14 protein-coding genes are annotated in these 20,601 nt (G+C 37.7%); 1 reads left to right on the top strand and 13 read right to left on the bottom strand.

Annotated elements, in window-relative coordinates; genetic code table 11:
* Positions 1-901: 901 nt before the first annotated feature.
* The 10 genes from ACFVT8_RS18715 to ACFVT8_RS18760 form a co-directional block, all read right to left on the bottom strand.
* Entirely contained in the window at positions 902-2,347 is a 1,446-nt protein-coding gene (locus tag ACFVT8_RS18715) for a S41 family peptidase (RefSeq protein WP_387083718.1), read from the bottom strand.
* A 333-nt stretch (positions 2,348-2,680) separates the two neighbouring features.
* Positions 2,681-3,274, bottom strand: a complete 594-nt coding sequence (locus tag ACFVT8_RS18720) for a redoxin domain-containing protein (protein ID WP_387083719.1) — start codon at positions 3,272-3,274, stop codon at positions 2,681-2,683.
* A gap of 42 nt (positions 3,275-3,316) precedes the next feature.
* Positions 3,317-3,940 (bottom strand): hypothetical protein, encoded by a 624-nt coding sequence (locus ACFVT8_RS18725; RefSeq protein WP_387083720.1) that lies wholly within the window; start codon positions 3,938-3,940, stop codon positions 3,317-3,319.
* A 613-nt stretch (positions 3,941-4,553) separates the two neighbouring features.
* A complete protein-coding gene (locus ACFVT8_RS18730) occupies positions 4,554-5,879 on the bottom strand; it encodes a murein hydrolase activator EnvC family protein (protein WP_387083721.1) in 1,326 nt (441 codons plus the stop codon).
* Positions 5,880-5,940: 61 nt separating this feature from the next.
* Positions 5,941-6,825 (bottom strand): permease-like cell division protein FtsX, encoded by an 885-nt coding sequence (gene ftsX / locus ACFVT8_RS18735; protein WP_387083722.1) that lies wholly within the window; start codon positions 6,823-6,825, stop codon positions 5,941-5,943.
* Positions 6,815-7,501 carry a cell division ATP-binding protein FtsE gene (ftsE, locus tag ACFVT8_RS18740; protein ID WP_387083723.1) on the bottom strand — a complete coding sequence of 229 codons (687 nt, stop codon included), beginning with the start codon at positions 7,499-7,501 and terminating at the stop codon, positions 6,815-6,817. Before ftsE ends, ftsX begins: the two co-directional genes overlap by 11 nt.
* 279 nt (positions 7,502-7,780) lie before the next feature.
* Positions 7,781-8,974: a DUF4097 family beta strand repeat-containing protein gene (locus ACFVT8_RS18745; RefSeq protein WP_387083724.1), complete on the bottom strand. Its 1,194-nt coding sequence runs from the start codon at positions 8,972-8,974 to the stop codon at positions 7,781-7,783.
* A 405-nt stretch (positions 8,975-9,379) separates the two neighbouring features.
* The gene (gene uvrA / locus ACFVT8_RS18750; RefSeq protein ID WP_387083725.1) at positions 9,380-12,244 is read right to left on the bottom strand and encodes an excinuclease ABC subunit UvrA; all 2,865 of its coding nucleotides are present in this window, start codon (positions 12,242-12,244) and stop codon (positions 9,380-9,382) included.
* Between the two features lie 7 nt (positions 12,245-12,251).
* On the bottom strand, positions 12,252-14,231 hold the full coding sequence (gene uvrB / locus ACFVT8_RS18755) for an excinuclease ABC subunit UvrB (RefSeq protein WP_387083726.1): 1,980 nt from the start codon (positions 14,229-14,231) through the stop codon (positions 12,252-12,254).
* Between the two features lie 430 nt (positions 14,232-14,661).
* A complete protein-coding gene (locus tag ACFVT8_RS18760) occupies positions 14,662-14,904 on the bottom strand; it encodes an IDEAL domain-containing protein (RefSeq protein ID WP_387083727.1) in 243 nt (80 codons plus the stop codon).
* 226 nt (positions 14,905-15,130) lie between these two features.
* Between ACFVT8_RS18760 and ACFVT8_RS18765 the strand changes: the two genes are divergently transcribed.
* Entirely contained in the window at positions 15,131-15,640 is a 510-nt protein-coding gene (locus tag ACFVT8_RS18765) for a competence protein ComK (RefSeq protein WP_387083728.1), read from the top strand.
* A 70-nt stretch (positions 15,641-15,710) separates the two neighbouring features.
* Here the strand turns inward: ACFVT8_RS18765 and prfB are convergent.
* From prfB to secA, 3 genes are all read right to left on the bottom strand, one after another.
* Positions 15,711-16,815, bottom strand: a protein-coding gene (gene prfB / locus ACFVT8_RS18770) for a peptide chain release factor 2 (protein ID WP_387083729.1) whose coding sequence is annotated in 2 segments (ribosomal slippage) — positions 15,711-16,739 and positions 16,741-16,815 — 1,104 coding nt in all. Because the reading frame shifts where the segments join, the coding sequence is not laid out codon by codon here.
* Between the two features lie 189 nt (positions 16,816-17,004).
* A complete protein-coding gene (locus ACFVT8_RS18775) occupies positions 17,005-17,550 on the bottom strand; it encodes a competence protein ComK (RefSeq protein ID WP_387083730.1) in 546 nt (181 codons plus the stop codon).
* 388 nt (positions 17,551-17,938) lie between these two features.
* A complete protein-coding gene (gene secA / locus ACFVT8_RS18780) occupies positions 17,939-20,449 on the bottom strand; it encodes a preprotein translocase subunit SecA (RefSeq protein WP_387083731.1) in 2,511 nt (836 codons plus the stop codon).
* Between the last annotated feature and the right edge of the window lie 152 nt (positions 20,450-20,601).

A 20,601-nucleotide genomic window follows, 5' to 3' on the forward strand; every position in this document is an offset into this window, starting at 1 on the left:
GTTCGTCCTGAGCCAGGATCAAACTCTCCATAAAAGAAATTTGATTAGCTCAAATTGTTTTGCTGGCATCATGTTTGATGTCCAAAATTTTGTTTTGTTCGCCAACTCAAGGTTAGCTACTAAAAACTTTATTGATTACGTTTTGCTTGTTCAGTTTTCAAGGTTCATTTCGTCGCCGTTTCTTCAACAGCAACTTTTATATAATATCATGTCGCAAACTCTACGTCAACAACTAATTTAGTTGTTTTTCAGTAGTTATCTTAACGACTTGTATAATATTACACCCATATTTTAAGAAGGTCAATACTATTTCTAAAAAAAAATTATAGTTTTTCACTTCATCGAGAAACTTCCTATATAATAATTAAGAAAACAATTTAATATTAGACTTACAATCTGAAGTATATATTGTTATCTAAAATATTATTTCTTCATAATTTCTATTAAAAAATAAACAAAATAAGTCTGTGACATAAAAGAATGGACAATCAATTATGCCTTGGCATAATTGCGTCGCATCCGGAATCCACGGTAAAGAAGGATTAAGCTCTAATAACATTTCGATTCAAATTCCCGACCCAATCGAATGCTGCAACACGATATTACCACTCCTATTAGAGTCAAAAGATAATCATTTTTACATTTCCTTTTTAAGATAATGAGGGCTTTAGTAAACAAGGTATATAGATCACTTAATCTATCACATTAAAAAAAAGCATGTTTTGATCAATTTTTTCAAAACACGCTCTTTTAATATGTTTCCCTATCAAGGTTACTAACATTAATTTAATCAAACTTAATTATAAAGCTACAATTAGCGAAACATGGGGATACATAAGTGAAATATCAAAAATAAATCCTTTTACCGGTCTACATTCCCCAGTCATTACCCTACTATTATTTATTCTTCAATATTGTGCAATAAAAAGCTTGTCGCCATTTGGAACTGTAAATCATTTTGACGGTCCTCTTTGTATTTTTTCAACGTTTCGTTCAAGCTGTTAAAGAAGGTAGTGTCTAGAGAAATATTAGCTTCTGCCTGATTCAATTTCTTATCCTCTCGATAAAGCTTAACAGCCTCCGCCGTCGATTCATCTAAGTAACCATCTAAACGAGCAATTTTATAGCCTAGCTTTTTTAAAGCATTTTGCGTATAAGCAATTTCCTCACTCATGTCGCCCTCTTTAAACTTCCCTGATAGTGGGTGCATTTGGAAAGCAAATAATTCATTTTGTTCAATAACTAAATTAGCCTCAATACCTTGGCCATGAATCCATTCGCGCTTTGGTGTCAGCCATTTATTTGTGGACAGTTTAAGCTCTCCACCATTTTTCAGAGACCACGACTCCTGTACTGTACCCTTTCCAAAACTCTTGACACCAACAAGAGAAGCACGTCCCCAGCTTTTTAAAGCGCCACTAAGTACTTCACTAGCAGATGCACTGCCCGCATTCTGTAACACCACAATCGGTATTTTGTACATTTCTTGTAAATATTTTTCATCGAAACTTTTTGATTCTGTTTTTAATGGTTCCATAGCACCTTCAGCATTTTGCATATAGGCAAACACTTTGCCTTTCTCTAATACTGTGCTTAGTAGCGCTGCGACGCTATGTAAATAACCACCTGGATTATCTCGCACATCAATTACTAACCCTTTTATATCTTTTCGAAGCAATTTACTCGTTTCAGCAACCCATTCATTGGCCGTTTTCTCACCAAATAGTGAAATTTCCACATAACCTATCGGAGTATCTTCTACGTTCACTACTTCGCTCGTTACTGTTTTATTGGAAATTGCCGCTCGTTCCATCGTCATTTTAATATGTTTATCTTCACTTGGACGATAGACGACAATAGTTACTTTCGTCCCCTTCTCTCCTTGAATTAATTGCATTAGTTCACTCATCTTTTTACCATCTACTCGAACGCCATCAACTTGTACAATTTCATCGAGAGAGCGCATTCCTGCTTTATCTGCTGGGGACGAACGGACTGGAGACACAACAATAAATTTTCCGTTATTTTCAGATAGCTCAATCCCAATGCCCACTCTTTCCTCGGCTAACATTTGTCGGTGTTGTTCAGCCTCTTCCTTCGAATAATAGGTGCTGTAAGGGTCCTTAATAGCATCTGCCATACCACGAAGTGCCCCCTCCACTAATGCATCCTTTTTCGTACTGTATACAGATTTTTCCTCAATTAAATTCAACGCTTCATTAATCGAATCGACCTCTGCTACGACCGGCTCCTTTTTATCCCCTAAATTAAACCAGTCAAAATAAATTCCGCTACCTAGCAATAGACTACTAGCAAGTACGCCGACACCAGCCATTATTTTGCGCAAACCTTCCCTCCTCCGTCTCTTCTACTGTATGAATTTAATTTTTCAAACATACAAGATTAATCTTCAAAATAATTTGTTGAATTCTATGATTTATATTTTACGAGTATTCTATTGTGTGTCTCGGATATTTGCATTTTTAGTGTGAGTATTCTATCGACATTGAGGGTATTTCCTTCCATTCCGTGGGTAATTCTATCCCCAATCGCGGGTATTTTTCTTCTTTTCACGAATATCTATGCACGAATCATGGCGTTTTATAAACGAGGGAATATTCACGTAAAAAAATCTGCTTCGTTTCTTCGAGAAAACGAGCAGATTTTTTGATTTATTTTATTAGTCTAATGCATCTACATATTGTTTTAACATTTCCACATTCATTGGCCCTTTAATAGCACGTCGAATATATCCATTTGAATCAATAAAATAGGTTGTAGGAATCGTTAATATTTGATAGGCAATGCCGACTGATTTTTTCGGGTCTTGATCCAGCAAAATAGGAAATGTTAAATCAAAGCTATCTCTAAATGTCATCACAGAATCTATTTTTGCGTCATCCGTAACATCTCGTTCTTCACTTGTTAAATTGACAGCTATTATTTCTACATTATCTTTTTTAGCATATTGTTCATAATAATTTTGCATATGTGGCATTTCTGCCTTACACGGTGGACACCATGTTGCCCAAAAGTTTAACACGACTTTTTTTCCACGAAGCTCACTCAATGTGACATTTTTACCATCCAAACTTGTTAAAGTAAAATCCGGTGGCGTATCTCCATTGTTTAAACCAATCTTTCGTTCATCCATTTCTTTCCCCAGAGAAGCTGTTTCAATTTCACGATCCTTCTCAATCTGCTGTTTAACATATGTACCAATCATCGCGGCTACTAATAACACGACGATAAGCAGCCCAATATTTTTTTTCATTCCGTACCTCCCAATAATTCAGTACTTTCTCTTTGAACAGCATCATTTAGACAGTCCAGCCAAGCGCTGAATCGCAATACCTACTATCAATAATATGATGCTCACCCCAACAGCCGGTTGCCATAAACCATGTGGTTGAAAGAGAGCAACAATCATTAGACCAATCGTATATAAAAATAATGCGCGATTGATAGCTGTTATTTTCCATAATATGAGGATTGTTAGTATACTTAGCACAAGTAAAGTAATCATTTCGCTATTTGCTTGATTATCATTTAGTAACACTACAAGCCATTGATAGATCGATTGCGTTAAAATGATTGCCCAACCACAAGCAGCGATTCCAGTTGCGTCAAATTGCAATTTTTGCCGCTTCCACAAAAGCTGTAACGATGCCGCTATTACCCCTAATAAAACACCAATTGTTCCACCATTGAAATAAAGGAGCGCAACTGGTTGAGCAATAACTGCTTTAAAATCAGTGACAATTATGCTAAATTTCCAAACGAGAATAAAGGTAAAGACTGCGTCACCATATACCTCCGACCATTTCTTCGGAAATTGTATCCGTAAAACTAGCCATACAATGATAAAAGCCACAAGAAGAGCGACAGCTGTTGCCGGTAATGTTAGTGTCCGAATAGAGAACCATTCTGTATTATTCACCTAATAAATCCTCCATAAGAAAAGATAGTTTCAGCATAGCATATAATCTTTATATGAACTGTCATTTCACACCGTGTTCAAAAAATCTCCCTGAAACATGCAAAGAATAGACTCTGGATAAACAATTCAATTGAAATACCCATCTAGGTATTCATACTACAAATATATTACATAAAATGATGGCATACTAGGAAAATGGCTTCCAAATTATGCATCTGCTAATAAAATAAGTACAAGGTTCTACAGATGAGCATATTTTTAATTTCAATAATCGAGATGAGCATATTATGTTGCTTTCCCAAACATTATTCAGAAAGCTCTTCCCTACATGAACTTAGTTGACGTTCTATCCGTCACTTTGCCTTTTTCTATCAGCCTTAATCATTTCTAAGCGCACAATGTGAAGATTCCCAAAATTTTGCGCTGACTGACTGCCAATCTTCCTCTGTTTATTGACATTACCCAATCTTGACTAACAAATCTTTTTTGGTAGAAGTGCCGAACATTCACTTTCATCTTGATATGTCGATACCCAATCAATATTATAGAACTTTAATAGAAATATAAAAAAGCTATACATTAGCATAATCCTAATGTATAGCTTTCAATATTTTTATACTGGAATATATTTCAACGGGTTTACACTACCGACTGCTTGTCCACGCCAAGCGCCAATATGCACTTCGAAGTGTAAGTGTGGTCCTGTTACGCGTCCAGTCATACCCATTGTTGCAATTTGCTGACCTTGGGATACCTCTGAACCAACACTAACATTGAAAGAATTTAAGTGTGCATATACTGTTGTATAAATTTCGCCATTGATAGAATGTGTAATGATAACAACATTACCATACGTGCTAAGTGGTGCAGCATAGGCAACAACACCGTCAGCAGCTGCCCAAATTGGAGTACCTGTACTATTTGCAAGATCGACTCCATAGTGGAATTCTGGACCTGCACCAATATTACGCCAGCCATAAGGTGATGTTAAACGACCATTTGTTGGCTTAATCCATGTACCATTCGATTGTGGTGCATCCACTGTTGAAGATCCTGATCCTGATCCTGATCCACCACCACTATTGCTTGAATTAGCTGCCTTAGCTGCGGCAGCAGCGGCTGCCTTACGTTTCGCTTCTTGTTGACGAGCAATTTCAGCTAATCGATTTTGTTCATCGATGATTTTTTGTTGTAATTCTGCACTAACCTCAAGGGCCTCAGAATATTCTTTCTCAAGCAATACTTTTTCTGATTTCAGCTTTTCTTGCTCTTTTTCTAATTGATCAACTAATTTATTTTTCTCAGCTTTCTGTCCATCCAATGATGCTTTTAAACGATCAAGCTCAGCTTTTTTATCTTCGAGCTTTTGACGTTTACTTTCTAAGACTTGCTTTTGTTCCTCTAATTTTTGCTTGTCATCTTTTTGATCCTGGATAATTTGTCGATCCGCTTCAAGCAATGCATTAACAGCAGAGAATCGATCGATAAAATCTACGAAGCTATTAGAACTAAGTAACACGTCTAAATAGCTAACGGAACCACCTGCCTGAATGGCACGGGCACGATCCTCTAACAATAAATCACGCTCTTCAATTTTGCGCAAAAGCTCCGCAATAGAATCTTCTAATGTTTTTATTTCTGCATTTGTAGATTGAATTTCCGACTTCACATTTTTGATATTGCCATTCGTTTTATCAATTTCAGCATTTAATGTTTGAATTTGATCTAATAATTTTTGTTGCTTGTTTTCATTTGCATTAATAGCATTTGTTTTATTATTGATGGATGAATTTAAGCCATCTTTCTTTGATTCAATTTGTTTTTTTTCATCTTTTAAATCCGATAAACTAGTTGCATACGCTGATGGAGTTTGGATAAAAAGAAATAGTGCAGATGCTGCAGCAAGTGTTTTCAATGAGTTTTTCGCCATACTTTTCACCTATTGAACTCCTTTTCGACTATTATTTTTTTTGAATTTCGTTTTTAAAGCCTTACGAAAACTAGATTTTTAAAAACTTACGTACTGACATGAAACTTCCCCAAATACCAATTAGTATACCGATGAGTAATAGTAGACCGCTTACTTGGTACACAAGAGGTGAGAAATCAAGTACTTGAACAAGTTCGCCCTTTAATCGAGGCGCAATAATTTTATATACATTGTGGTAAAGGGTTGCAATGACCGCAATCGGAATAATAGAACCTAAAATTCCGAGCCACATTCCTTCTAATAAAAATGGGATACGCACGAATGAATTCGACGCTCCAACAAGTTTCATAATTTCTATTTCATCACCGCGTGCAATAATGGTAATTCGAATCGTATTAGAAATTAAGAAAATCGCTGTAAATAATAATCCTAAAATAAGCACTATACCTACGTTGCGGCTAATATTTAAAAAGTTAAACAGTTTTTCTACTTTGCCTTCACCATACATAACGTCATATGTATACTCAAATTTTTCAATTTTTTTAGCAACAGTAGCTGTTTGCTGAGGATCGGAAGCCTTCACATAAATGACATTACGTAATGGATTGCTTTGCTCAAATAATTTAAAATCGTCCCCAAAATCTTTTACTAATTTCGTTAATTCATTTTCTTTAGTCGAATAGTTCATCTCTGCGACATCTGGTAATTTCTTTATTTTTTCCATGAGCGCTTTTTCAGCAGCTTTATCTGCTGTTTCATCGATTAACACTTTAATTTCTACATCGTTCTCTAAATCAGATGCTACTTTATTTAAATTCATCATAATAAGCGCGAATACGCCTACTAATATTAATGTAACTGTTACTGCACTCACTGAGGCAATAGTCATCCAGCTATTACGGCCAAGAGACTTAAAACTTTCTCGGAAGTGACGTTTTACCGTATTAAACTTCATAACCGTAGTCACCTCCATGCTCATCACGGACAATCATTCCGCCTTCAATTGCAATTACTCGACGGCGAATCGTATTTACGATTTCACGGTTATGGGTTGCCATTACAATAGTTGTACCTCTCGCATTAATTTCCTCGAATAAATTCATAATTTCCCAAGATGTCTCAGGGTCTAGATTCCCAGTAGGTTCATCCGCAATAACTACCTTCGGCACATTCACAATAGAACGTGCAATCGAAACACGTTGCTGTTCGCCACCTGAAAGTTCATTAGGGAACATTCTTGCCTTTTGCTTCAGTCCCACGAGCTCTAAAACTTCCATTACACGACGGCGAATTTCTATTGGGTCTTCCTCGATTACCTCAAGTGCAAACGCTACATTTTCATAAACGCTCAAACGAGGTAGTAGCTTGAAATCTTGGAAAACAACCCCAATTTGACGACGTAAATAAGGTACCTTTTTATTTTTCAATTCTGCTAAATTTATACCATTAACAGTGATTTCTCCCGAAGTTGCTTTTTCCTCGCGGTACATTAATTTAATGAAAGTCGATTTACCTGCACCACTTGGACCTACAACATAGACAAATTCACCTTGCTTTATGTTAACGGAAAGCCCATTTGTCGCAACAACGCCATTTGGATACTTCTTTGTCACATTTTTCATTTCTATCATATTTAAACCACCTAAATCTCTTACCCTGTAAGAGGTATTTCGTTAACTATTATAGCACTCTATTTCTCCCTTTTTTATTACAGTTTCATTTCATTACGTGGTAGTTCTTGTTATTTCGTTATTTGATTGCAAAAAAGTAACATAAAATCGACAAATAAAAAAACAGAAATCGAGCCCAAAAGAGGAAAGTCGATTTCTGTTCTTCTTATGTTTCAAGCACTAAAAAAGCATTCAAGCTACGCTGTTTAGCTTAGCCTGAATGCTTTTGTTATTTGTTATTTAAATTTGCTGCTCGTCAGTTGTTGTATAGCGTACAAGAACTGCGCCTGTTTTAGACTCACCTTCGATGAATAGACGATTAGCATTCTCTACTTCTTTATCAAAACGTACTACTTTTGATAAAAATTGATCCTGTGATTCAATTTTTGAGACATCTTGAATACCAACATCTACTTTACCAAAATTCGTAACAATTTTACCGCTTAACGATATTGTACGTGGCACATACAATTCAACGGCTCCTGCTACTGTTTGTGCTTTTATTTTCGATGAATTAGTAGAGCAAGTTGTAACAACAACATGTCCATTAACCGATTTTGCTTCAACTTCATCCAATGCGCCATCTATATAGACACGGCCATTCAATGTTTCAGCCTCTAAATCTTTACCACGAACATTTGTTAATTCAATCGAACCATTAGAAGAATCCACTTCTGCCTTTCCAAAGTTAAACTTAGAGCCTTTAATCGCACCGTTTAATGTCTTTACTTTTAATTGCTCAAAATCCGTATCTTGTAATGTAACGCTACCGTTCATTAATCGTACTGATAATTTTTCTAATTTATCCTTTGGAACAAGTACTTTAACATTTACTTGAACAAGCTTTAGTTGACTTAAAATTCGTAGTGAATCTCCGTCTTCTTTAACAACGAATTGCTCTAGGAAATTAGCACGTGTTTCGTCTTCACTGTCATTAACAAGAGGTGCCTTTACTTTGCAAATGACTTGGAAGCTATCTCCTTCAGCAGTTTCTAATGAAAAATTGCCATTCGGTAATTCAGCAATTATTTTATCTACATGTTCAGCTGCAACTTCTTCCGTATGTGTAAACTCAAATTTATCACCAAATGGAGAAGTAACATCAAATTCTTTGACCTTTTTTACTGCCGTATTCATCATGTCCATAAAAAGTGAACCGATTTGTGTTAAATCTTTACGGAAATCTCGCATTTCTTCTTGGAAATATTTAGAGAAATCTTCATCTTTTTGCGGTTGTTCATCTTTGTGACTTTCATTTTCAAATACTGACTCTTTTTCTGTTGAGGAATGCTGGTCCTCATTTGACACATCATTCATAACATTTTGAGTGGACTTGCTAGGTTGCTCTAATGCTTCTAATAATGTAATCGCCTCTTGCGCTGAAATTGTTCCTTTTTCCACAAGTTCTAAAATTCGTTGACGTTCATTTTGCATAATTAAAATAGCCTCCCTCAGTTCGTTATATTATTTATACGATTCATCTTGTGAAAAGTTTCACCATAAAAATGAAAATATTGGGTATATATCTTTTTAGGCTCATTACCATAAGTGTGGGGTTGATTTCCGTTCCAGCTGGGCGCTTTGTTGCTGACGCTAATTCCCAAGGAGTTGTTCATCCTCCACTCCTATCAACCTATCCACATGACGTACATTTTAACTTAATATCATCCAACTTTTGAATTTTATCGGAACACTTTTAAGTATTATCGCCCAAGTTTTGAATTTTATCGATACACCTTCAACTTTTATCATCCAACTTTTAATTTTTATTGATATCTGCCTTCGTGCAAGCAAAAAAAGTTCGCAACTCCCCTTAGGGAGTTTGCGAACTTTTTATAGTTATTGAGAAGCCTTTGCTAAAACAGCTTCCATACGCAGACGATCTCTTGTTAATATCGGTTTTAAATATTTCCCTGTATACGATCCACTTACTTCAACGACTTCTTCTGGTGTACCTGTCGCAACAATAGTACCACCTTTGTCTCCACCTTCAGGACCTAAGTCGATAATGTAGTCTGCTGTTTTGATGACATCTAAATTATGTTCGATTACTAGCACAGAATCGCCATTTTCTACAAGACGTTGTAGAACTACGAGTAAACGTGCAATATCATGCGCATGTAAGCCTGTTGTCGGCTCGTCTAAAATATAGAATGATTTACCTGTTGAACGACGGTGTAATTCAGAGGCTAATTTTACACGCTGTGCCTCACCACCGGATAGAGTTGTTGCAGGTTGTCCTAATTTCATATAGCCTAATCCTACATCCACGATCGTTTGTAGCTTACGTTGGATTTTCGGAATATTTTCGAAGAATACTACTGCGTTTTCAATCGTCATATCTAAAATATCCGCAATGCTCTTATCTTTATATTTCACTTCAAGCGTTTCACGGTTATAACGCTTCCCATGACAGACTTCACATGGCACGTAAACATCTGGTAGGAAATGCATTTCAATTTTTATAATACCGTCACCACGACAGGCCTCACAGCGGCCTCCCTTAACGTTGAAGCTAAAGCGACCTTTTTTATAGCCTCGTACCTTCGCTTCATTTGTTGTTGCAAATACATCTCGAATATCATCAAAAACGCCTGTATACGTAGCTGGATTTGAGCGCGGTGTACGGCCGATTGGTGATTGGTCAATATCAATAACCTTTTCGAGCTCATCGATTCCTGTTACTTCTTTATGTTCGCCTGGCTTCACCTTTGAACGATTAAGTTTTTGAGCTAATGACTTATATAGAATTTCATTTATAAGCGTTGATTTACCTGACCCTGAAACCCCTGTTACGGCTACGAATAAACCAAGTGGTACATCAACCTTCACATTTCTAAGATTATTTTCTTTGGCACCTTTAATCGATAATTTGCGCCCATTCGGTTTGCGTCGCTCTATTGGTAGTGGAATAAACTTCTTGCCACTTAAATATTGCCCCGTCAATGACTTTTCATTTTCCATTACTTCCTGTGGTGTTCCCGCCGCTACAATTTGGCCACCGTGCACACCTGCACCAGGACCAACATCAATAAGATAATCTGCCGCCAGCATCGTATCTTCATCATGCTCGACAACAATAAGCGTATTGCCGATATCACGCATATTTTGCAGCGTGCTAATAAGACGGTCATTATCACGTTGATGCAAGCCGATTGATGGCTCGTCTAAAATATAGAGGACACCCGTTAAGCGCGAGCCGATTTGTGTTGCAAGGCGAATTCGTTGAGCTTCTCCCCCAGAAAGTGTTCCCGCTGCTCGACTTAACGTTAAATAATCTAACCCTACATTAACAAGGAAGCCCAGTCGTTCTTCAATTTCGCGTAAGACAAGTCGAGCAATTTTCATATCCTTTTCTGATAAATCAAGCTCTTTGAAAAATGAATCGGCTTCCTGAATCGAATACTGTGTAACTTCACCGATATGCTTATCTGCTAGTTTTACAGCTAATGTTTCAGGCTTTAAGCGATAACCTTTACAAGAAGGACATGCTTGCTGCGCCATATATTTTTCCATTTGTTCACGTACGTAATCAGACGTTGTCTCTTTAAAACGACGCTCCACATTACGTACAACACCTTCGAATTCAATCATTTGATCTCGCACATTGCCAAACTCATTTTCATAATGGAAGTGGATTTTATCTTTACCAGAACCATATAAAATCTTATCCATCTTTTCTTTTGGAAGATCCTTTACTGGGACGTCCATTGGGATATCATAATGATCGCACACAGCCTTTAATAATTGTGGGTAGTATTGAGAGCTTGTTGGTTCCCACGGTGCTATAGCATGCTCTAATAGACTACGATCCCAATCAGGCACTACCAAATCAAGATCTACCTCTTGTGTCGAGCCTAAACCATCACAGCTCGGACAAGCTCCAAATGGACTATTAAATGAAAACATGCGAGGCTCTAGCTCACCGATTGAAAATCCACATAATGGACAAGCATGATGCTCACTAAATAATAATTCCTCATGCTCCATCACATCAACAAGTACACGCCCATCTGCCAAACGTAATGCTGTCTCTAAAGAATCACTAAGACGCGCCGCGACACCTTCCTTCATCACAACACGATCGATGACTACTTCTATTGAATGCTTTTTATTTTTATCGAGTTCAATTGCATCATCTAAATCACGTAACTCACCGTCAATACGTACTCGAACAAAGCCTTGCTTTTTTAAATCTTCCAGTAACTTTACGTGCGTTCCTTTACGCCCTGACACCATTGGAGCAAGTAACTGCATTTTCGTTCTTTCTGGATAAGTTAATAAACGATCGACCATTTGCTCAATCGTTTGGGACGTAATCTCAATACCATGATTCGGACAAATAGGTTTACCGATGCGCGCAAATAGCAAACGCAAATAATCATAGATTTCCGTTACTGTCCCAACTGTAGAACGTGGGTTACGGCTCGTCGTTTTTTGATCGATAGAAATAGCAGGGGATAATCCCTCTATGGCATCGACATCTGGTTTATCCATTTGACCAAGAAATTGACGGGCATAGGCTGAAAGGGATTCTACATAGCGACGTTGTCCCTCTGCATAAATCGTATCAAACGCTAATGATGATTTCCCTGAGCCCGATAAACCTGTTAGCACGACTAATTGATCGCGTGGAATTGTGACATTGATATTTTTTAAATTATGTGCTCGTGCGCCTTGCACGACTATTTCAGTATTTTTCACAAGCCATTCACCCTTCTACTTTCAATTCAAATATTGTATCGCGCAGCTCAGCAGCACGTTCGAAATCGAGTGCTTTTGCCGCTTCCTTCATTTCTACTTCTAGAGTAGCAAGTAATTGCTCTCTTTCCGCCTTCGTCAGTTTCTTACCTTTTGTTGCCTTCGTTACATAAGACTCTTCTTCCTCTGCCACCTGTGTCGCACGAATAACATCAGGAATTTTCTTAACAATCGTTGTCGGTGTAATACCGTGCTCTTCGTTATACGCCATTTGTAGTGTTCGACGACGCTTCGTTTCCTCAATCGCCTTTTTCATCGAATCAGTCATATTATCTGCGTACATAATGACATGACCATTAGCATTACGCGCCGCACGACCAATTGTTTGAATGAGTGAACGCTCTGAACGTAAAAATCCTTCCTTGTCAGCATCTAAAATAGCCACAAGCGAAACCTCAGGAATATCTAACCCTTCTCGCAATAAGTTAATGCCGATTAGAACATCATAAGTACCTTTACGCAGCTCGCGAATAATTTCAATCCGCTCTAGCGTCTTAATCTCTGAATGCAAGTACTCCACCTTTAAGCCCATTTCTTTCAAATAAGCTGATAAATCCTCTGACATTTTTTTCGTCAATGTTGTAACGAGCACTCGTTCATCACGAGCAATACGCCCTTGAATCTCATCGATTAAATCATCAATTTGCCCTTCAATAGGACGTACGTCAATTTGTGGATCTAGAAGTCCTGTTGGACGAATAATTTGCTGTACCATTTCTGGCGAATGCTCCAGCTCATACGGTCCTGGTGTTGCTGATACATAAATAGCTTGATGTATATGTTTCTCAAATTCTTCAAAACGTAAAGGGCGGTTATCTAGTGCTGATGGCAAACGGAAGCCATGCTCAACTAGCACACCTTTACGAGCTTGGTCACCGTTATACATCCCTCGAACTTGTGGTAAAGTAACGTGACTTTCATCGACAACAAGTAAAAAATCATCAGGGAAATAGTCTAGTAGTGTATATGGCGTTGCCCCCGCTTCACGCAATGTTAAATGACGCGAGTAGTTTTCGATACCTGAGCAAAAGCCCATTTCGCGCATCATTTCTAAATCGTAGCGAGTGCGTTGCTCTAAACGCTGCGCCTCCAATAATCTATCCTCTGCACGTAAAAGAGCTAAACGCTCCTCCAACTCTTTTTCAATATTTTCAATGGCTTTTAGCATTTTTTCTTCTCGAGTTACGAAGTGGGATGCTGGGAAAATAGCTACATGATCACGCTCCGCTAATATTTCACCAGTTAACGCATCTACTTCGCGGATTCGATCAATCTCGTCCCCAAAAAACTCCACGCGGATACAATGCTCATCACGAGATGCCGGGAATATTTCCACCACATCGCCACGTACCCGGAACGTCCCACGTGTAAAGCTCACATCATTACGCTCATACTGAACATCGACCAATTTTCGAAGCAACTGATTACGTTCAATTTCCATTCCAGTCCGCACCGATACGACCATTTCACGATATTCTTCTGGAGAACCTAGACCATATATACAGGACACGGATGCAATAATAATGACATCATCACGCTCGAATAATGCAGATGTTGCAGAGTGACGCAATTTATCAATTTCATCATTAATGCTTGAATCCTTCTCGATATAAGTATCCGTCTGCGGTACATATGCCTCTGGCTGAAAGTAATCATAGTAGCTGACAAAGTATTCAACTGCATTATTAGGGAAGAACTCTTTAAACTCACTATATAATTGACCCGCTAGTGTTTTGTTGTGCGCCATAATAAGTGTCGGCTTTTTGACCTGTTTAATGACATTAGAAATCGTAAACGTTTTTCCTGTTCCGGTTGCACCGAGCAATGTTTGATGTCGTTTACCTGCACGTACACCCTCCACTAATTCCGCAATTGCCTGTGGCTGATCTCCACCAGGCGTATATGGCGCTTGTAAATCAAATGTTTGCACACATGTCCCCGTCCTTTCCTTCCAATTTGTACATATATTTTAGCATAGCATTATTAAAATTTCGAACATTTAACGAACGAATGTTTGTAAATATTTTTTCGTTTGTTATATTTAAGATAATCTAGATAGAACGTATGTAATGAAATATTCAACTTCTTTCAGCGAAGTTAAGACCTCACGGCGAATGACAGCCTATCTATAAATAGATTACCCTTTCCAAATGTTAGCTAATCGAGTTAGGAAGATGTAAATGCATTACATTAGAGGAGAAACGTTCAGATGGGATGAAGAATTCGCTCTGGCTAGCCATAGAACTGCTCAGATTCCACGAAGTTTTGATTCCTGCCTCACTACGGATATTCAATCATCAACGTTGCAAATATAGCAAAAAAATCCCGCCCTCCAATAAGCGGAGAGCGGGCTCATCATATTATTCACTTGCTACTTGGTGTAAAGCTACTAGTTCGGTTGCGTATAGATGAAATGCCTTTTCATCTTTTTCGTCGAGTGCTCTATCTATCAGAACCATGAGCTGCTCTTCACGATGCTTACGCTGGATATGATTTAAAAATAAATCTAAATAAATCTCGTTTAATAATTTCTCTGCCTCATCAACTTTCTTTGTCTGACCAACGGCTTTTAGAAAATCTGTATACGAATAATATTTATCCAACGAATCTCACCTCGATCCTTTTCTAAATTATATGAAAATTGAAATTAAAATGCAATGTTAAAGAACTGAAAATCATTTCGATTTACTATTAATCTCGTGAAATTTCACGCAATTTCTCTATGCAATTGCTTGATATATCAACGCTTTTTTTGTTTTATCTATATTTTCTGAATTTCGTTTTGTATTTTACACTTCAATAACAAATAGAAAAAGGGGGCTTACATACATGTCAGCAAACTACGTCAACGGATATTTAATGTCTTTCAACACCTATTTACTTCAGCCGGTTCAGTATGACTCTAAAATTTTCACGCGGGTAATTGATAAGCATAATGAACTGATCGTCACACGGAAACCAATGCATATATTACGAAAATCTTGTATTTCACTAGGAACAACCTATGAAGCAGCAAGACATTCCGCCAAACGCTTTTTCGGCAATCAACATAAACTTCCAATCGTTGTTGCTTATGATTATGGGTATCCTTGTATTTTTCTACCAACGTATTCTCCAAACTCTATCCACAATATTTGGATTGGACTTCACGCCATTGCCAATGTTGTACCAAGTAAAATAGGCTGTATCGTCACTTTGAAAAATAATAAACAGATTGAACTGTCTATTCAATATGCTTCGATTAGTAAGCAATTTGTCAATGCATCGATGCTCTATAAGCATTACATGAATGAGCGGGAGCAGATTAGCAAAGACACCCCGTATCATCCACCTTTTTAAAAAAAGGTATCACCAGAACTAAAAAACCCCCTCAAAAGCACAATTTTACTGTGCCTCTGAGGGGCTTTCATTACCCGATTTTTGAACGTAAGTATGCATTAATGAATGGATCTACATCGCCATCCATCACCGCTCCTACATTACCTGTTTCTTCATTTGTACGATGATCCTTCACCATTGAATATGGGTGGAATACATATGAACGAATTTGTGAGCCCCAGCCGATTTCTTTCTGTTCACCACGGATTTCATCTAGCTGCGCTTGTTGCTTTTCGATCTCTAATTGATAGAGTTTACCTTTTAACATCGTCATGGCTTTTTCACGGTTTTTAATTTGTGAACGTTCTGCCTGACATTGTACGACAGTACCAGTTGGAATGTGCGTAATACGAACAGCTGAATCTGTCGTATTAATATGCTGACCACCTGCTCCCGTTGCACGATACGTATCAATTTTTAAATCCTCTGTACGAATATCAATTTCAATATTATCATCGAATTCAGGCATAACATCACAAGAAACGAATGATGTATGACGACGACCCGAAGAGTCAAATGGTGAAATACGCACTAAACGATGGACACCTTTTTCTGATTGCAAATAGCCGTAAGCATTATGACCCTTAATAGACAATGTTACAGACTTAATACCCGCTTCATCGCCTGGAAGATAATCAACTGTTTCGACTTTAAAGCCACGTTTTTCCGCCCAGCGTGTGTACATACGAAGCAGCATTGAGCCCCAATCCTGAGATTCCGTACCACCTGCTCCTGGGTGCAGCTCTAAAATCGCATTATTTTGATCGTATGGACCGCTTAATAGTAATTGCAGCTCAAAATCGCCCATTTTTTGCTGGAATTCTACTAATTCATTGCCTAGCTCTTCCTGCAATTCTTCATCAGGCTCTTCTCGTAATAGCTCTAGCGTCATATCTAGGTTCTCATGTGTTTCCAATAAATCTTTATATTCATTAACAATTGCCTTTAAGCCATTGCTTTCATTAATGATTACCTGTGCGCCTTGCTGATCATCCCAGAAACCTGGCTCAAGCATCATTTCATCTAATTCCTGAATACGTGCCTCTTTGTTTTCTAAGTCAAAGAGACCCCCTAAAATCCGCCAATTTTCCGGCTGAAGTGTCTAACGCGTTACGTACATCTGCTAATTCAATCATTATTAAATCCTCCGAACGTTATTAATGGGGCTATCTGTTTTATTCTATGATAACCACCCAAGCTTTTAGAAAAATCAGTACGAAAAATGATTTTAAAATACTCATACTTCATTTTTTCAAGCCCCGTATCTCTTTATTATAACGTTTTTACGGAGGAAAACATACTTTTTTACAATACTGTATAGTGTGTCAATCATTTTCAACTTCATTGTCAAAGATAAAGTTGTTCGCCATTCGTTGGAATACTCTACCTTGATCATATTGAACTAGTAAATGCTTCATTCGTTTCTCCAGTTTATATTTTAATAAAAACGCTCTTTGAATTCTGGATTCAAATGCTCTGACACTTAGATCCACATTAAATTCATAGCCGTTCATAAAAGTTACTTTTGTACACTTATTATCCACAGCTTGATAGTCCTCGATATGATGGACGGCAAACCATTTACATTCAGGTCGTAAATAGGATTTACTTGGAAACCATACAATATTACTTCGCTCATGAACAACTATGGGATTTTTATTCAACTTCCCCAGTATCATTTTCGAGCCATCGAAAGCCCCTCTTAAGCTTGAACCAAAATAACGTAGATTATAATCCATTAATTTTGTCGGTGATAATTTTGAAATATATTCATTATCCCTTTCTATTACACGTGTGCACAAGTTTCCATGGGCATCATACTCCGGTATATACAGCATCGTTTCACTACTCATAATGTCATCACAATGCATGTAAATCCTCCTTAAAATATTATTTATTTTTTCTAGTAAAGAGGAGTATACTAATAAATATATTGGTATACTCCAATGTACTTCCTCGAGAAGGTCTTCCTAGGACTCCTATTCTCGAGGATTTTTATGTCCACACATGAATCACCCCCTTATCAAAAGAAAACAAGTTCAAATCCACAAAACTTTCATACTATTCATATATACTCATAATAAATCAGAAAAAAGTTATAAACATTACCTTTTTTATTGAACTATTTACCTATTGTTGTAGTATTATGTATCTTTTTCTGAATTTTCTAATATCTCGATAGATTTAAGCTCTATATCAAAACATAGAAAAAGACCATTTTAACATTCAGTTAAAATGATCTTTTTCATAATCGTTAACTTATTGAGCTGCACCATGGCAGTTTTTAAATTTCTTACCGCTTCCGCACGGACATAAATCATTACGTCCGACATTTTCAGCCTTACGGACAGGTTGCTTTTTCGGAGCTGAACCGCCATCCTCTTTCGGATTAACAGCTTGACCTTTTGCAACTTCCTCACGCTCTAAGTTATTGTGGATTTCTGCCTTCATTGCATATTTTGCTACATCTTCGCGAATGGAAGCAACCATATCCTCAAACATAGCAAAGCCCTCTTGTTGATACTCACGAAGCGGGTCATTTTGACCATATGCACGAAGATGGATACCTTGACGTAGCTGATCCATAGCATCGATATGATCAATCCACTTCGTATCAATTGAACGTAATAAGATAACCTTTTCAAATTCACGCATACGTTCTGGCGTAAGCTGTTCTTCTTTTTCATCATAACGTGTTTGGACAGCGTTTGAAATTAGCTGGTTAATCTCTTCTGCGGATTTACCTTGGAAATCTTCCACCTTCAGATCGCCTTCATCTAATAGGTTTGCGGCAACATAGTCATCAATTGCTTTTAAGTGCCAATCCTTTTGCTCACCTTGTGTATACAATGCCACAACGTTGTCGATCGTTTCTTGAATCATAGACTCAACAAGCACACGCATATTTTCTGTTTCTAATACGTCGTAACGCTCTTTATAAATAATCTCACGTTGCTGACGTAGCACATCATCATATTGTAATAGACGTTTACGAGCATCGAAGTTATTACCTTCAACACGTTTTTGAGCTGATTCTACTGCTCTTGAAACAACTTTAGATTGTAGTGGCTGTGAATCATCCATCCCTAATTTCATCATCATGTTCTTCATATTATCGGAGCCAAAACGACGCATTAATTCATCTTCTAGTGACAGATAGAATTGAGTAATCCCTGGGTTCCCTTGACGACCAGAACGACCGCGCAGCTGATTATCGATACGACGTGATTCATGACGCTCCGTACCAATTACCGCTAAACCGCCAAGCTCCATTACACCTTCACCAGGTTTAATGTCCGTACCACGACCAGCCATGTTTGTTGCAATTGTTACTGCACCTTTTGTACCTGCATTCGCAATAATTTCGGCTTCACGCTCATGATTTTTCGCGTTTAGGACATTATGCGGAATTTTATGTTTATCCAATAAATTCGAAATAATTTCAGATGTTTCAATGGCAACAGTACCAACAAGAACTGGTTGTCCAGCTTTATGGCGCTCTGCAATATCTGCCGCCACCGCTTTATATTTCCCATCCATCGAAGCAAAAATTAAGTCTGGACGGTCATCACGAGCAATCGGCTTATTCGTTGGAATCGCCACAACACTCATATTATAAATATTACGGAATTCCTCTTCCTCAGTTTTCGCTGTACCTGTCATACCTGCAAGCTTTTGATACATACGGAAATAGTTTTGGAATGTAATTGTCGCCATCGTCATCGATTCATTTTGAATCTCTACGCCCTCTTTAGCTTCAATCGCCTGATGTAGTCCATCAGAGTAACGGCGACCCTTCATTAAACGACCTGTAAAGCCGTCAACAATAACGATTTCGCCCTCTTGTACAACATAATCAACATCATTATGCATACTTACATGCGCCTTTAACGATTGGTTAATCGCATGGTTTAAACGTACATGTGTTAAATCAAATAGGTTATCAACGCCAAATGCTTTCTCTGCTTTTTCAACACCAGCATCTGTTAACGTAACACCTTTTGTCGATTCTTCATATGTGTAATCCGTTTCAGCACTTAACATACGAACAAACGCATTAGACTGTTTATAAAGCTGCGCTGATTTCCCAGCCTGACCCGAAATAATTAATGGCGTACGCGCTTCATCAATTAAAATCGAGTCAACCTCATCGATTACCGCATAATGTAGCGGACGTTGTACACGCTCTTCTTTATAAAGCACCATATTATCACGTAAATAGTCAAAGCCAAGCTCATTGTTTGTGCTATACGTAATATCAGCTTGATAAGCTGCACGTTTTTCTTCTTTTGACATGCTGTTCAAATTTAAACCAACCGTTAAGCCTAAGAAATTATATAAAAGTCCCATTTCTTCAGCATCACGGCTTGCTAAATATTCGTTGACTGTCACAACGTGTACGCCTTTACTAGTAATGGCATTTAAGTAAACAGCCATAGTAGCCGTTAACGTTTTACCTTCACCAGTTTTCATTTCCGCAATATTACCTTCATCTAGTGCCGCAGCACCCATAATTTGTACACGGAATGGGTACATTTCTAACACACGCTTTGACCCTTCGCGACAAACCGCAAAAGCTTCCGCACGAATCGACTCTAAAGGCTCTCCGTCCGCATAACGTTTTTTAAATTCTTCTGTTTTCGCTTGTAATTGATCATCTGAAAGCTGTTCCATTTGAGAAGCGAATCCCTCAACCTGGTCAGCGATTTTTTCTAATTTTTTTAGTTCACGTTTATTGAAATCAAATAATTTATTTAATAGGTTTGCCATGAATTTTTTCACTTCCTATATAGTCTCAACTTTCATTTTACCATTGTATAACAGATTCATGCAAACAGAGTCCTTATCATGAAATGAAATCCGGATGCAAGTAGGTGTTTGGTGAAAAGATATACATGCATTCATCCAAGCACCTATATTGG

This window comes from Lysinibacillus sp. NPDC058147 (assembly GCF_042884205.1).
GTDB lineage: Bacteria > Bacillota > Bacilli > Bacillales_A > Planococcaceae > Lysinibacillus.

Excerpts from the sequence above, each read along its gene's own strand:
- ftsE (WP_387083723.1), bottom strand. The coding sequence starts at position 7,501 with ATGATAGAAATGAAAAATGTGACAAAGAAGTATCCAAATGGCGTTGTT.
- secA (WP_387083731.1), bottom strand. The coding sequence starts at position 20,449 with ATGGCAAACCTATTAAATAAATTATTTGATTTCAATAAACGTGAACTA.
- ACFVT8_RS18765 (WP_387083728.1), top strand. The coding sequence starts at position 15,131 with ATGTCAGCAAACTACGTCAACGGATATTTAATGTCTTTCAACACCTAT.
- ACFVT8_RS18720 (WP_387083719.1), bottom strand. The coding sequence starts at position 3,274 with ATGAAAAAAAATATTGGGCTGCTTATCGTCGTGTTATTAGTAGCCGCG.
- ACFVT8_RS18745 (WP_387083724.1), bottom strand. The coding sequence starts at position 8,974 with ATGCAAAATGAACGTCAACGAATTTTAGAACTTGTGGAAAAAGGAACA.
- ACFVT8_RS18775 (WP_387083730.1), bottom strand. The coding sequence starts at position 17,550 with ATGCATTGTGATGACATTATGAGTAGTGAAACGATGCTGTATATACCG.
- ftsX (WP_387083722.1), bottom strand. The coding sequence starts at position 6,825 with ATGAAGTTTAATACGGTAAAACGTCACTTCCGAGAAAGTTTTAAGTCT.